Origin of the sequence: Dactylosporangium sp. CA-139066 (genome assembly GCF_050936175.1) — a bacterium.
Lineage (GTDB): Bacteria > Actinomycetota > Actinomycetes > Mycobacteriales > Micromonosporaceae > Dactylosporangium.
Genome location: NZ_JBNJNH010000001.1, coordinates 9,382,723 through 9,396,751 on the forward strand (window position 1 = coordinate 9,382,723; position 14,029 = coordinate 9,396,751).

At 73.9% G+C, this 14,029-nt stretch carries 11 protein-coding genes; 4 read left to right on the plus strand and 7 right to left on the minus strand.

Annotation, left to right across the window (positions count from 1 at the left end; genetic code table 11):
• Positions 1–41 precede the first annotated feature (41 nt).
• The 5 genes from mnmA to ACQEVU_RS42960 all read right to left on the minus strand — a co-directional run bounded on the left by mnmA (position 42) and on the right by ACQEVU_RS42960 (position 7,583).
• Complete coding sequence (mnmA, locus tag ACQEVU_RS42940; protein ID WP_433334188.1) at positions 42–1,115, minus strand: tRNA 2-thiouridine(34) synthase MnmA; 1,074 nt, start codon at positions 1,113–1,115, stop codon at positions 42–44.
• 419 nt (positions 1,116–1,534) lie between these two features.
• Positions 1,535–2,479: a chitosanase gene (locus ACQEVU_RS42945; protein ID WP_433334190.1), complete on the minus strand. Its 945-nt coding sequence runs from the start codon at positions 2,477–2,479 to the stop codon at positions 1,535–1,537.
• Positions 2,480–5,377, minus strand: a complete 2,898-nt coding sequence (locus ACQEVU_RS42950) for a glycosyltransferase (protein WP_433334192.1) — start codon at positions 5,375–5,377, stop codon at positions 2,480–2,482.
• The gene (locus ACQEVU_RS42955; protein WP_433334194.1) at positions 5,374–6,057 is read right to left on the minus strand and encodes a hypothetical protein; all 684 of its coding nucleotides are present in this window, start codon (positions 6,055–6,057) and stop codon (positions 5,374–5,376) included. The genes ACQEVU_RS42950 and ACQEVU_RS42955 overlap by 4 nt, the downstream gene beginning before the upstream one ends.
• Before the next feature lie 362 nt (positions 6,058–6,419).
• On the minus strand, positions 6,420–7,583 hold the full coding sequence (locus ACQEVU_RS42960; RefSeq protein WP_433334196.1) for a cysteine desulfurase family protein: 1,164 nt from the start codon (positions 7,581–7,583) through the stop codon (positions 6,420–6,422).
• 520 nt (positions 7,584–8,103) lie between these two features.
• On the opposite strand from ACQEVU_RS42960, the gene ACQEVU_RS42965 reads away from it, so the two are divergent.
• Positions 8,104–8,631: an RNA polymerase sigma factor gene (locus ACQEVU_RS42965; RefSeq protein WP_433335326.1), complete on the plus strand. Its 528-nt coding sequence runs from the start codon at positions 8,104–8,106 to the stop codon at positions 8,629–8,631.
• Complete coding sequence (locus ACQEVU_RS42970; RefSeq protein ID WP_433334198.1) at positions 8,585–9,394, plus strand: anti-sigma factor; 810 nt, start codon at positions 8,585–8,587, stop codon at positions 9,392–9,394. Before ACQEVU_RS42965 ends, ACQEVU_RS42970 begins: the two co-directional genes overlap by 47 nt.
• A 50-nt stretch (positions 9,395–9,444) precedes the next feature.
• Here the strand turns inward: ACQEVU_RS42970 and ACQEVU_RS42975 are convergent, their stop codons facing one another.
• Both ACQEVU_RS42975 and ACQEVU_RS42980 read right to left on the minus strand, forming a co-directional pair.
• Positions 9,445–10,401 carry an electron transfer flavoprotein subunit alpha/FixB family protein gene (locus tag ACQEVU_RS42975; protein ID WP_433334200.1) on the minus strand — a complete coding sequence of 319 codons (957 nt, stop codon included), beginning with the start codon at positions 10,399–10,401 and terminating at the stop codon, positions 9,445–9,447.
• A 15-nt stretch (positions 10,402–10,416) separates the two neighbouring features.
• Entirely contained in the window at positions 10,417–11,196 is a 780-nt protein-coding gene (locus ACQEVU_RS42980; protein ID WP_433334202.1) for an electron transfer flavoprotein subunit beta/FixA family protein, read from the minus strand.
• An 844-nt stretch (positions 11,197–12,040) separates the two neighbouring features.
• Here ACQEVU_RS42980 and ACQEVU_RS42985 point away from each other — a divergent pair.
• Both ACQEVU_RS42985 and ACQEVU_RS42990 read left to right on the plus strand, forming a co-directional pair.
• Positions 12,041–12,352 carry a transposase gene (locus ACQEVU_RS42985; RefSeq protein WP_433322591.1) on the plus strand — a complete coding sequence of 104 codons (312 nt, stop codon included), beginning with the start codon at positions 12,041–12,043 and terminating at the stop codon, positions 12,350–12,352.
• Positions 12,349–13,263: an IS3 family transposase gene (locus tag ACQEVU_RS42990; protein WP_433334204.1), complete on the plus strand. Its 915-nt coding sequence runs from the start codon at positions 12,349–12,351 to the stop codon at positions 13,261–13,263. The genes ACQEVU_RS42985 and ACQEVU_RS42990 overlap by 4 nt, the downstream gene beginning before the upstream one ends.
• Positions 13,264–14,029: the final 766 nt, after the last annotated feature.

Consider the following 14,029-nt stretch of genomic DNA (forward strand, 5'->3'; position numbering starts at 1 on the left):
GGAAATGCAGTCACGTCCGCTCCGTTACGTGGTCACGGTGTCTAGGAGGTCTGCGCGATCGTGGCCGAGCCGAGCACGATGTCGCCGTCCGGCGAGGGCTCGTAGCACACGATCGCCTGCCCGGTCGCGATCCCGCGCGCGGGCCGCCCGAGCGACGCCACGAGGCGCCCGTCCTGCTGGCGCACGGTCGCGGGCAGCGTCTCGCCGTGCGCGCGCATCTGCACCTGGCACGCGACGTCACCGTCCACCGGCACCGTCCACACCGGCCGCTCCGCGACCACCGTCGTCACGTCCAGCGCGGCCGCGGGCCCCACGGTCACGGTATTGGTCACCGGCGTGATCGACAGCACGTAGCGCGGGCTGCGGTCGGGCGCCGACACCCGCAGGTCGAGCCCGCGGCGCTGCCCGACGGTGTACGCATACGCCCCCTCGTGCCGCCCGATCACCGCCCCCGTCGTCGCGTCGACGATGTCGCCCGGCGCGCGCCCGAGCCGCTCCGCGAGGAAGCGCTTGGTGTCGCCGTCGGCGATGAAGCAGATGTCGTGGCTGTCGGGCTTGTCGGCGACGGCCAGCCCGCGCCCCGCCGCCTCCGCGCGCACCTCGGCCTTGGTCGAGTCGCCGAGCGGAAACATCGCCCGGTCCAGCTGCTCGCGCGTCAGCACCGCGAGCACGTACGACTGGTCCTTGCCCAGGTCGACGCTGCGCCGCAACAGCCCGTCCCCGCCGAGGCGCGCATGATGGCCGGTGACCACCGCATCGAACCCGAGCGCCACCGCCCGATCCAGCACGGCCGCGAACTTGATCTTCTCGTTGCACCGCAGGCACGGATTCGGCGTCCGCCCCGCCGCGTACTCCGCGACGAAGTCATCCACCACGTCCTCATGGAACTGCTCGGCCATGTCCCACACGTAGAACGGGATCCCGATCACGTCCGCCGCCCGCCGCGCATCGCGCGCGTCCTCGAGCGTGCAGCACCCGCGCGCGCCCGTGCGGTACGTCTGCGGGTTCCGCGCGAGCGCGAGGTGCACCCCGGTCACGTCATGCCCGGCCGCCACCGCCCGCGCGGCCGCAACCGCCGAGTCGACCCCACCGGACATCGCCGCCAGCACTCTCACCCCACCAGCCTACCGGCGCGCCGCGCCGCGCCCCCGGGCGCGCGTTCGGGCGCGCGTCCGGGCGCGCGTCCGGGCCGGCCTCCGCGCGTACCTCCCGGGTTTCGCCGGAGATCTTCCCTGGCTCGGGTCCGTGCAAGTTACGACCGTTGTTCCCACCAGACACCGGTCGGCGCCGGGGCGCCTCCCTGCCAGGTCCGCGGTGCCAAGCCCGCGCGGCCTGCGGCCGCGCCACCCACCCGCGATCGCACGGGCTCCCTCGGCTCCGCGCTCGCTTCATGGCCTCAGCGCGGCCCGGACGCACCGCAAGCGAGAACGCCTGCTCGGACGCGCGGCCGCGCCGCGCCGCGCCGTGGCAGCAGCGCACGCGCGGTGCCTGAACGGCGAACGTCGTCCAGGCGCGCGGGCGCGGCGGCTGCGGATCAGGCTGCAATCTCGTACGAGTCGCCGTAGACCTTCCAGCGCAGCGGCGGGTCGAGGTCGAAGTTGCGCGCGGCCAGGAAGACGCGCTGCTCGTCGTTGATGCGGCTCCCGTCGCTGTGGCCGCGCTCGGACGCCATCAGGTCCACGCGGGCGTTCAGGAAGGCCTCGAGGTACGCGGCCTCGTCGCCGCCGCGGGACGGGGGCGGGGACTGCGCGGCCGCGGTGCGCCGCAGCTTGGCCAGGCCGTTGGCGCCGTGCATGACGATCGCGTCGTAGTAGATGAACTGGCCCAGGATGCGCAGGCCGTCCTGCTTGGCCTGGCTCAGGGCCGGGTTGAAGTACATGCGGTCGCGCTCGGTGTCCTGGGCCGCGCGGAACGCCGGGTCGGCCGCGGCCGCGCGCCAGTCCGTGGTGAAGTTCGGGTCCAGGCCGGCGTGCGAGGCGCTGCCGTTGACCCGCTTGAGCGCCGGCAGGTACGCGGCGAGGCGGTTACGAGGCACCGCCGCCGTGTACCGGTCCACGACGGCGCGCATGTCCCCGGTACCGCTGCAGAAGCCGACGATGCCGCCCGTGTACCCGCGGCCGTCGTGGATGTCCTCGATGTAGGCGTACTGCGCCGACCAGTCCAGCGTCGAGTTCTCCGCGCTGGACACGAGGCGCATCGCGATGTCCTTCTTCTGCGGGTCGGACAGGTCGCCGCGGACCGTGTGGTTCGGGCCCACCCGCGCGGCGCGCCGGCCGTCGGGGCTGGCCGCCGCCGAGGCGCTCGCGGCCGGCTGCGCGGCAGTGACGCCCGTCGCCGGCGAGGCGTGCGCCGCCGTCTGCTCGGCGGGCGTCTCCCCGGCGGCGTGGCCGGGCCCGCGCGTAGTCAGCGACGCGAGCGCGAGCGAGGCGATCACGAAGACCGCGATGCCGAGGTGGCGGCGCAGGGACGTACGGCGCACTCAGGAACCCTCCTCGTCGTCGGTGGAGCTGGAGGAGCGCAGCAGCCTGCTGCGCGAGACGGCGTAGAGCACGGCGGTGTGCTCGGAGACCCGATGCTCGGGCGCGGAGGCGTGCGGCACCTGCGCCACCCCGCGCGTCATCCCGCCCGCCGCATGGCCCTCGCCGCGCCCGGACGCGCCCGCGCGCGCCCCGTCAGGCTCGGCCGCTTCCGCACCGCCGGGCCTGGCCGCCCGCGGCCCCTCAAGCTCGGCCGCGCCGTCGAACCGGCCCCCGCGCGCCCCGTCCGGCCCGGCCGCGCCGTCGTATCTCACCGCACGAGACCCGTCGAACCGGCTCGCGCGCGGCCCGTCGAACCGGCCCGCATGTGGCCCGTCGAACCGGATCGCGTGTGGCCCGTTGAGCCTGCCGGCACGCGGCCCGTCGATCGCGTGCGCGCCCGCGCGCGCATCGTCGAACTCGTCCCCGCCGGCCTCGTGCCAGCTGAAGCCGACCTCGTCCGTCCCGTTCGGATGCGCGGCCGTGCCGGTGCCCGCGCGCCCGGCCGCGGGCGAAAACCCGACCGGCGAGGACGCGGACGGCGACCCGAGCGTCGACGACGCGGACGAAGAGCCGGGCGACGCAAGCGACGACGACGCGGACGACGACCCGGGCGACGACGAAAGCGGCGCCGACGCGGACGACGACGCAGGCGGCGACGCAAGCGCGGACGAGGCGGACGTGGGCGGGGCGGGCGTGGGCGTTGACACGGGCTGGGCCGGGATCGGGGCGTTCGCGCCCGCGGAGCCGGCGCGGTGCAGCTTGTGCCAGCGCAGCCGGGCGCCGGTCAGCGCGGTACCCATCGACTGGATCAGCACGATGTACATCAGCTGCCGGTACACGAACTGCTGCAACGGCAGCACCCACAGCGGGCGCAGGCGCTCCTTGTCCAGGCGGAACGCGACGATCGCGGTCACCAGCTGCATGGCGAACATCGCCAGCCACGCGATCGTGGTGATCTTCCAGCTGGAGAAGAACAGGCCGTACACGAACAGGATGTCGATGAGCGGGGCCAGCAGCGGCAGGGCGATGCTGAAGAAGGCGATGAACGGCAGTCCGATCCGGCCGAAGCGCCCGGACGGGCCGCTGTCGACGAGGGAGCGCCGGTGCTTCCACATCGCCTGCATGGTGCCGTAGCTCCAGCGGTACCGCTGCAGCCACAACTGCCGCAGGGTGCTCGGGGCCTCCGTCCACGCGCGGGCGCGCTCCTCGTAGACCACGCGCCAGCCGGTCCGGCACAGCGCCATCGTCGCGTCGGTGTCCTCGGCCAGGGTGTCGTGGCTGATGCCGCCGATGTCGCGCAGCGCCTGGCGGCGGAATGCGCCGATGGCGCCGGGGATCGTCGGCATGATCTGCAGCAGGTCGTAGAGGCGGCGGTCGAGGTTGAAGCCGATGACGTACTCGATGTGCTGCCACCGCGCGACGATCGACTTGCGGTTGCCGACCTTCACGTTGCCGGCGACCGCGCCGACGGTGGGGTCGGCGAACGGCTGGACGAGGTGGCGCAGCGAGTCCGGCTCGAACACGGTGTCGCCGTCGACCATGACGATGAGGTCGTGCTTGGCCAGGGCGACGCCGACGTTGAGGGCGTTGGGCTTGCCGCCGTTGGGGATGCGCACGACGCGCACGTTGGGCAGGCCCATGGCCTCCACGATCGCGGCGGTGTCGTCGGTGGAGCCGTCGTCGACGACCACGACCTCGATCCCGCCGGGGTGGTCGCCGCCCGCGAGGGAGCGCACGGCCGCCTCGATGCCCTCCTTCTCGTTGTAGGCGGGCACGATGACCGACACCGGCTCCTCGACCGGCGGGCCCCACTGCCACGACTTCGCGCGGCGCTTGCGGGCGTGGCGGCCGGCGAGCAGGAACAGCGCGGCCGTGCGCCCGATCGTGAGGATCCCAACGATCAGGAACAGGATCCGCAGCAGTTCCATGATCCAGTCGGCGACCGACACGGCGGTGACGAGCGCGATGGCGCGGCGCCGGTCGGCCGGGCCGGCCGCCGCCTCCACGGCGATGTCGCGGCCCGCGAGCGCCTTGGCCAGGCCGCCGGAGACGGTGGTGAAGGTGTACCCGCGCTGCTGCATCATCGGGATGAAGCGGTCCAGCGCCGCGACGGTCTCCGAGCGGTCGCCGCCGGCGTCGTGCATGAGCACGATCGAGCCGCTGGTGCCCTCGGGGGTCGCGCCGCGCACGATCGCGTCCACGCCCGGCTTGCTCCAGTCGCGGCTGTCCGTGTCGGTCATGATCGACAGGTACCCGAGCCGGCCGGCCTCCTGGATCAGCGGCCAGTTCGCGTCGTCGATGGCGTTCGCGCTGGACGAGTAGGGCAGCCGCAGCAGCGCCGACTTGCGCCCGGTGGCGCGGATGACTGCGAGCTGGGTCTGGGAGTACTCGAGCTCGCGCTGCCACGGCGACAGGTTGTCCAGGCGCGGGTGCGTGAAGCTGTGGATGCCGATCTCGTCGCCGCCCTGCGCGAGCTCGGCGACGATGTCGGCGTGCCGGGTCACCTGGGTGCCCACGACGAAGAACGTCGCGTTGACGTTGTGCCGGCGCAGGACCTCCATGATGCGCGGAGTCCACTGCGGGTCTGGCCCGTCGTCGAACGTGAGCGCGATGGTCTTGTCGGGCAGGCCGTACGAGTGGGTCACCCCGTTGCGCGTTTCGATGATCGGGCCGCCGTCGATGACGTTCTGCGGCACGTGCGTCTGCTGGCCGACGCTGTCGCTGTGGTCGGGGTGGAACTCGGCGTTCACGTACGCCTCGACGAACAGCACGCCCGCGAGCATGCTCAGCAGGACGGAGCCGAAGACGAGGCGGGCGTACGAGAACCGTTTCTTCGCGGTCTTCTCCCGCCGGGTCACGCCGCGCTCACGCTCGCGGTCTCGCCCGGGGCGGATTGATTGATACCAATCGGTGACGCGCCCGGTCGCGTGACCGAGGTGTCGCCGACCGGCACGGTGCCCGCCAGGCGCGACGGCGTGGCGGACGCCGACGGACCCGGCAGGGCCGTGCCGGTCGTGCCCTCGGTGTTGCCCGGGGACTTCGTGGGCCCCGGCGTCGCCGACCCGGACGGCTGCGCGGAGGGCTGCGGCGTCTCCGGCGGCTTCGACGCCGACGTCGACGGATGCGGCGCGGCGCTGCTCGCCTCGGCGGCCGGCGTCGTGGTCGCCACGGGAACGCTCGACGCGGAGGCGCTCGGAGACGTGGCCCCATTGTTGATCTTCTTGGCGCCCGAGCCCGCCGGCCGATTCGCCGTCGGCGTATTCTTCGCCCCCGGCTTGGGCGTGGGCTGCGGGTCGAGCACCGGCAAATTGTTCGCCAGATCGGGGAACGGCAGCAGCTGCTGCGGCTTCAGCGGACCGCCGGCAAGGCTCGTGGCAACCAGCGCCCCGTACACCAGCGTGGCCGCGCCGAGCATGCCGAATACGACTCTGATTCGCCGCCCGCGACGACCGGAGGCATCGACGAACACCGGCGACGAAGAGTCAACAACGGCAATGACGTCGGTGGCCTCATCCACAAAAGGGGTTTCGACTGGCACGGCGCAAACATAGGGTGAGCGGCCGAGTTAAGCGGTACGAAAACCGCTAAAGAATTGCCGTAACCAAATCGTCGGCGCGTCTAGCAGGCAATATTGGCCGCGGTCGGTGCTAATTCACCCTAACGGCTTCACCCCGACGGCCGACCACGTTCGGCGTGCCTCATCAGCAGCTCACCCGGCCTGGTAGCGCTCCCACGGAGCCCTTCCGAAGGCCGCCGCAATGGGGGCGGCTGCGGTCTTGGCACCGCGGACGCCGCAGGGAGGCGCTCCAGCGCCGACCGGTGTCTGGTGGGAACAACGGTCGTACGTTGCACGGACCCGAGCCAGGACAAATCTCAACGGCCGAAGGCCGAAAAATCGCGTCAGCGACTCTTCGTCGAGGCCCGCCGGGCCCGCTCGACCGCGCCCGGGAGCGCGGCGACCAGGGCGTCCACGTCCGCCATGTCCGAGGTGTGCCCGAGCGTGAACCGCAGCGACGAGCGGGCGCGGGCGTCGTCGGCGCCCATCGCCAGCAGGACGTGGGAGGGCTGGGCCACGCCCGCCGAGCAGGCCGAACCCGTCGAGCAGGCGATGTCCTGGGCGTCCAGGAGCAGCAGCAGCGCGTCACCCTCGCAGCCGGGGAACGAGAAATGGGCGTTGCCGGGGAGGCGGTCGGTGGGGTCGCCGTTGAGGATGGCCTCCGGTACGGCCGCGCAGACGCGGGTGACCAGGGCATCGCGGAGACGGGCGATGCGCTCGGCGGACTCGCGCTGCGTCTTCACCGACAGCTCGAGCGCCACCGCGAAGGCGACGATGGCGGGGACGTCGAGGGTGCCGGAGCGCACGTCGCGCTCCTGGCCGCCGCCGTGGGCCAGCGGGGTGCAGCCGACGTCGCGGGCCAGCAGCAGCGCGCCCGCGCCGATGGGGCCGCCGAGCTTGTGGCCGCTCACGGTGAGGGCGGCGGCGCCGCTGGCGGCGAAGTCGACGGGGACCTGGCCGATCGCCTGGACGGCGTCGGTGTGGAACGGCACGCGCGACCCGGCGGCCAGCTCGGCCAGCTCGGCCACGGGCTGGATGGTGCCAACCTCGTTGTTGGCCCACATCACCGTGGCCACCGCCACGTCGTCGGCCGCCAGGGCCTCCGCCAGGGCCTCCGGGTGGATGCGGCCGGCGGCGTCGACCGGCAGCCACGTGACGGCGGCGCGCTCGTGGGTCTCCAGCCAGGCGACCGAGTCCAGGACGGCGTGGTGCTCGACCGAGCTGGCCACGACGCGGTTGCGGCCCGGCTCGGCGGCGCGGCGGGACCAGAAGATGCCCTTGACGGCCAGGTTGTCGCTCTCGGTGCCGCCGCCGGTGAAGATCACCTCCGACGGGCGGGCGACCAGCGCGGCGGCGACGCGTTCGCGGGCCTCCTCCACGTGGCGGCGCGCGAGGCGGCCGGGGGCGTGCAGCGACGAGGCGTTGCCGACTTCGCGCGCGATCGCGACGTAGGCGTCGAGCGCCTCCGGGAGCATCGGCGTGGTGGCGGCGTGGTCGAGGTACGGCATCGGGGCCAAGCCTAACGGCCGGGCGCTCCTTACCTCCCCTCCGGTGGGGCGGCGGGTGGTGTGCGCGACCGCGCGCACCGGGTGCGGGCACACCGCGCGTGACCGACCCGGGCGCACGCGGCGCGGACGCGGGCGGGCCATCGATCCGGAAGAATCGAGGTCGGGACCGTGATGACCATAGCGCCCCGGCGTGCGCGCCGTCACGGCCGGTGACCGCGTGCGGCCTTCCCCGATCATTCTCGCAATCTGCGGAAACTCCCACGGGGTGGTAAGGGGCACCACCCCGGGTTGATCCGTCGTATGGGAACGCCCCGACGCGCATCCGCGCGGGCCCTGCGCACCGAATGCTAGGTCGGACGGGTTCGATTCGACTGCACTAGCTTCAGGACGTGGCCGTGCGATGGTGGGGATCGCGGCGTTCGGGCGGGCGGCGCCGGTGACCACCGGGCGCCCGCGCGGCGACGACGGCGAGGACGGCTTCATCGAGCTGTTCCGGGCCGGGGACGAGCGCGCCCTGCGCATGGCGTACGAGCGGTTCGGCCCGGCGGTGTTCCACCTCGCGCTGCGCGGGGTCGCGGGCGTCGCCGACGCCGAGGACGTGACGCAGGCGACATTCGTCGCGGCGTGGCTCGGGCGCGAGGGGTTCGACCCGGCCCGCGGCTCCATGCTCGGGTGGCTGCTCGGCATCGCCCGGCGCAAGGTCGTGGACCAGATCCGCGCTTCCGCGCGGGACGACCGGATTGCCGATTCGGTACGCCGGATGGCCGGCCCGGCCCGCCACGGCGCCGGCGACGCGCCACCGGACCACATCGTCGACCGCCTCGTGCTGGCCGACGAGATGGCCCGGCTGCCCGCCGAGCAGCGGCGCGTGCTGGAGTTGGCGTTCTACGACGACCTGACCCACCCGCAGATCGCCGCGCTCACCGGGCTGCCCCTGGGCACGGTCAAGAGCCACCTGCGGCGCGGGATGGCGAGGCTGCGCAGCCGATGGGAGGTGGACGGTGCCGCACCTGGAGCCCGAGCGGCTGGTACTCCTGGCGCTCGGTGAGGACGCCCTCGACCAGCACGAGACCGGCCATCTGGACGCGTGCGAGCAATGCCGCGCGGACGTGGACTCGCTGCAGCACGTCGCGGGCCTCGGCCGGCAGACGCAGCGCCTGCGCGACCTCCCGCCGCCGCCGGAGCACGTGTGGCGGCGCGTCCGCGCGGAGCTGGCCGCGTCCGGGCGGGGCGAGCCGCCGCCCGCGGTCAGCCTGCACAGCGATCCCCCGCCACCGCGCCCGGGCCTGCTCGAGGCCGTGGAGCCGGCGCCCGCGCCGCCGGGCGGCGCGCGGAGGCGCCGATGGGGGCGCACGGCGCTCGTCGCGGCCGCCGCCGCGGTCCTGGCCGGCCTGGCCGGGGCCGGGGTCGCCGCGCGGCTGGCCGGTGGGCGCGGTGGCGCGAGCGACGCGGCGTCCGACTGCCGTGCGCAGGATTCGCGTGTACCCCTGGAAGCCCTGCCGGGGACACCGGTCGGGGCGTCGGGTTACGCGTGCGTGCGCGTCATCGACGGGCAGCGGCGCGTCGTCGTGCGCGCGGAGGGGATGCCCGTGCAGATCGGCGCGGACTACGAGGCGTGGCTCATCGACGACAGCAACCCGACCCGGCGGGTCTCGGCGCTCGGGCTGCTGGGCGCGGGGCCGGACCTGGCGCTGGCGGTGCCCGCGACGGTGGACCTATCGAAGTACCACATCGTCGACATCTCGGTCGAGCCCCACGACGGCGACGCCGGGCACTCCGGGCGCAGCGTGCTGCGGGGGCGGCTGCCATAGGGCGCCCGCCGGCGCAGCACGCTGCCGGGCGGGCGCCCTCACGGCGGCGCCTACTTGCGCTTGCGGATCTCCTCGGCGGCCTGCGGGACGACCTTGAACAGGTCGCCGACGACGCCGAAGTCGGCGAGCTCGAAGATCGGGGCCTCGGGGTCCTTGTTGACCGCGACGATCGTCTTCGAGGTCTGCATGCCGGCGCGGTGCTGGATGGCGCCGGAGATGCCGAGCGCGACGTACAGCTGCGGGGACACGGTCTTGCCGGTCTGGCCGACCTGGAACTGGTGCGGGTAGAAGCCGGAGTCGACGGCCGCGCGGGACGCGCCCACGGCGCCGCCGAGGAGGTCGGCCAGCTCCTCGACCAGCTTGAAGTTGTCGGCGCTGCCGACGCCGCGGCCGCCGGAGACGACCACGGACGCCTCGGAGAGCTCCGGGCGGGCGCCCTTGGCCTCGACCTTGCGCTCGACGACCTTGGCCAGCTTGTCGCGGTCCTCGACGGCGACCTCGACCGCCTCGACGGCCGGGGTGGCCGGCGCGGGGGCCGGGGTGAGCGAGTTGGGCCGCACGGTCACGATCGGCAGGCCCTTGGTGACCTTGGACTTCACGATCGTGGAGCCGGCGAAGACGACCTGGGTCGCCGTACCGTCGGCCTCGAGCGCGACCACGTCGGTCAGCACGCCGTTGTCGAGCTTGACCGCGACGCGCGCCGCGATCTCCTTGCCCTCCTGCGTGGAGGCGAGCAGGACCGCCGACGGCGAGACGCGCTGGATGAGACCGGCCAGGACGGTGGCCTTGGGCGCGACCAGGTACTCGTCGAGGTCCGCGCCGGCGGCGGCGTAGATCTTGGTTGCGCCGTACTCGCCGAGCTTCTCGCTCAGGGCCTCGGCGGAGCCGCCGAGCACGACCGCGGCGACGTCCCCGCCCAGCTTGCGGGCGAGGGTGAGCATCTCGAGCGTGACCTTCTTGACCACGCCCTGCGAGGAGGCCTCGACGACGACCAGTACTTCAGCCATGGTTTCCGACTCCCCTTACACGAACTTCTCGGAGGCGAGGTACTCGACGAGCTTCGCGCCGCCGTCGTCACCCGCGTCGATCTTGTTGCCGGCCTGGCGCGGCGGCCGCTTGTTGTGCTCGACGACGGCGCTGGTCGCCCCGTCGGAGCCGACCTCGCCGGCCGCGATGCCCAGGTCCGACAGCGAGAGCGTCTGGAGGGGCTTCTTCTTGGCCGCCATGATCCCCTTGAAGGAGGGGTACCGCGGGTCGTTGATCGTGTCCCACACGCTCACGACCGCCGGGGTGGCCGCGGTGACGACCTCGAAGCCCTCGTCGGTCTGCCGCTCGATGGTGAGCTGCGAGCCGTCGACGGTGAGCTTCCGGGCGCCGGTCAGCGCCGCGATGCCGAGGCGCTCGGCGATCATGTGCGGCATGACCTGGACGCGGCCGTCGGTCGACTCGGCGCCGCAGAGGATCACGTCGGCGTTCTGCTGGGCGATCGCCGCGGCGAGCACCTTCGAGGTGGCCACGGCGCACGAGCCGTGCAGCGCGTCGTCGACGACGTGGACGGCCGAGTCGGGCCCCATCGACAGCGCCTTGCGGATGGACTCCGTGGCGCGGTCGGGCCCGACGGTCAGGACGACGACCTCGCCGCCGTGCGCCTCCTGGAGGCGCAGGGCCTCCTCGATGGCGTACTCGTCCATCTCGTTGATCACATTGTTCGCCGACGCGCGGTCGACGGTGTTGTCGTCACTGCGCAGGTTGCGCTCCGCGCCGGAGTCCGGCACCTGCTTGACGAGTACGACGATCTTCATCGTGGTCCGAGGTCCTCCTGCTTGACAGTCACCGCGCCATCGCTGGCGACTTGCGCTTCACGTTACGACGCAACGGGCTCCGCAACAGGTGCGCCTCCCAAAGGTTACTGGGCAGTAGGTTCGCCGTGGCGGTGAAAAGTGTCACGACCCGGCGCACTCTAAACCTCGGAGGTGGGTGAAATGTCGCAAAAATCCGGGATAGCCGAGCCGCTGAGGCCGCTGTCCGCCGCCGTCGCCCAGCACGCTGCGGAAAAGGTCACACACCGCAGGCGCGAGGCTCCGGACGATCACTTATGCACCTGCGGCCACCTCCGCGAGTCGTGCGTCTCGAACACGATCCGCGAGCTTTGGTTCCACGCCGACTCCCCCTGACCCCCTCCGCCCATCTCGCCGATGCCGCATGCCCGAAGTATCGGCGGCCAGGCGCAATATCGGCTGACGGCAGCCAGCGCGCGGAGGCGGCTTTCCACAGGCTCGGCGGCGACCTTGCTGAGCAGGCACGGCGCAGCGAGCGGGCACGGTTCGGGCGCGGGCGCGGCGCAGAGCTCGGCGCCAGGCGCAGGCACGGCGCCAGGCGCGGCGCGGGCGCGGGGCGCGGGCAGGGCGCGGCGCGCGGCGCGGGCGCGGGGCGCGGCGCGGGCGCGGGGCGCGGGCAGGGCGCGGCGCGCGGCGCGGGCGCGGGGCGCGGGCAGGGCGCGGCGCGCGGCGCGGGCGCGGGGCGCGGGCAGGGCGCGGCGCGCGGCGCGGGCGCGGGGCGCGGGCAGGGCGCGACGCGAGGCGTGAGCCACCCCCGCTTTCATGGAGCTTCTTGATCATGGTCTGATGGCCGTGGGGAGGAAGATCCGTGGCACCACCGAAGAAATATCCCGACGAGCTGCGGCAGCGTGCTGTGCGCCTGTATCGGGAGTCGGATCCGAAGCCGGTGATCCGGCGGCTGGCAGCGCAGCTCAACGTGCATCACGAGGCGCTGCGGCACTGGATCCGCCGGGCCGAGGCCGAGGCCGGTGAGCGCACCGACCAGCCCACCAGCGATCTGGTGGAAGAGAACCGCAGGTTGGCGCGGGAGAACCTTGAGCTGCGGCGGGCGAACGAGATCCTGAAGGCGGCGAGCGCGTATTTCGCCTCGGAGCTCGACCCGACCCGGCGACGGTCATGACGTTCATCGACGAACATTCGGACCGCTTCGCGGTCGCGCTCCTGTTACGGGTCCTGCAGATTAGTTCTTCCACCTACTACGCCTGGCTGCGTCAGGCCGTCCAGCCGTGTGACCGAGATCTGGTCGACCGCGGGCTGCTGTCCAACATCTACGAGATCTGGACTGCCTCGGGCTGCACCTACGGCGCGGACCGGGTCCACCGGCAGCTGCGCCGCGACGGCATCCGCGTCGGCCGCAAACGTGTGGAACGGCTGATGGCGGACCAGGGCTGGCAGGGGGCGTTCCTGCGCCGCGGCTGGCGCGGTGGTTCCACCCGTCAGGACCCGCGGGCGACGCCAGCGCCCGATCTGGTCAACCGCCAGTTCACCGCGACCGGCCCGAACCGGTTGTGGGTCGCTGACGCCACCCGCATCCGCTGCGGCGAGGGCGTGTTCTGGCTGGCCGCGGTCCGTGACGCGTTCTCCAACCGGATCGTCGGATGGAAGGCCGGCGACCGCTGCGACACCGATCTGATCCTCGGCGCCCTCGAGTACGGCATCTGGTCCCGCGATGTGCGCGACGGTCAGCTGATTCACCACTCCGACCGCGGGTCGAACTACACGTCGTTCCGGTTTACGCAACGCCTGTCCGACAACGGGATCCTGCCGTCGATGGGCTCGGTCGGCGACAGCTACGACAACGCGCTGATGGAGAACTTCTGGTCCACCCTGAAGATCGAACTCGTCTACCGCACCTCATGGCGCACCCGGGACGAGGCCGAGAACGCGATCTTCGCCTACATCGACGGCTGGTACAACACCCGCCGCATCCAACGCGACCTCGACTACCACAGCCCCGACGAATACGAGACCGCCTGGCACCGCCAAGCGGAGCCAGACAACCTCACCCCTGCACCAACCGGAGGCAGGTAACCACCGCTCCATCAAAGCGGGGGAAGCTCAGAGCGACGCGGGCGCGGGCGCGGGGCGCAGGCACGGAGCGGGCGCGGGGCGCGGCGCGGGCGCGGGGCGCGGCGCGGGCGCGGGGCGCGGCGCGGGCGCGGGGCGCGGCGCGGGCGCGGGGCGCAAGCAGGGCGCGGCGCGAGGCACGACGCGGGCGCGGGCGCGGGGGGCGGGCAGGGCGCGGCGCGACGCGGGCGGCGGGCGCGGGCGCGGGGCGCGGGCAGGGCACGGAGCGGGCGCGGGGCGCGGCGCGGGCGCGGCGCGCGGCGCGGGCGCGGGGCGCAGGCAGGGCGCGGCGCGAGGCGCGACGCGGGCGCAGGGCGCGGGCAGGGCGCGGCGCGAGGCGCGACGCGGGCGCAGGGCGCGGGCAGGGCGCGGCGCGAGGCGCGACGCGGGCGCAGGGCGCGGGCAGGGCGCGGCGCGAGGCGCGACGCGGGCGCGGGCGCGGGGCGCAGGCACGGAGCGGGCGCGGGGCGCGGCGCGGGCGCGGCGCGCGGCGCGGGCGCGGGGCGCAGGCAGGGCGCGGCGCGAGGCGCGACGCGGGCGCAGGGCGCGGGCGCGGCGCGAGGCGCGACGCGGGCGCGGGCGCCGGCGCAGGCGCGGGCGCAGGCGCGGGCGCGGGGCGCAGGCAGGGCGCGGCGCGAGGCGCGACGCGGGCGCAGGGCGCGGGCAGGGCGCGGCGCGAGGCGCGACGCGGGCGCGGGCGCGGGCGCAGGCGCGGGCGCAGGCGCGGGCG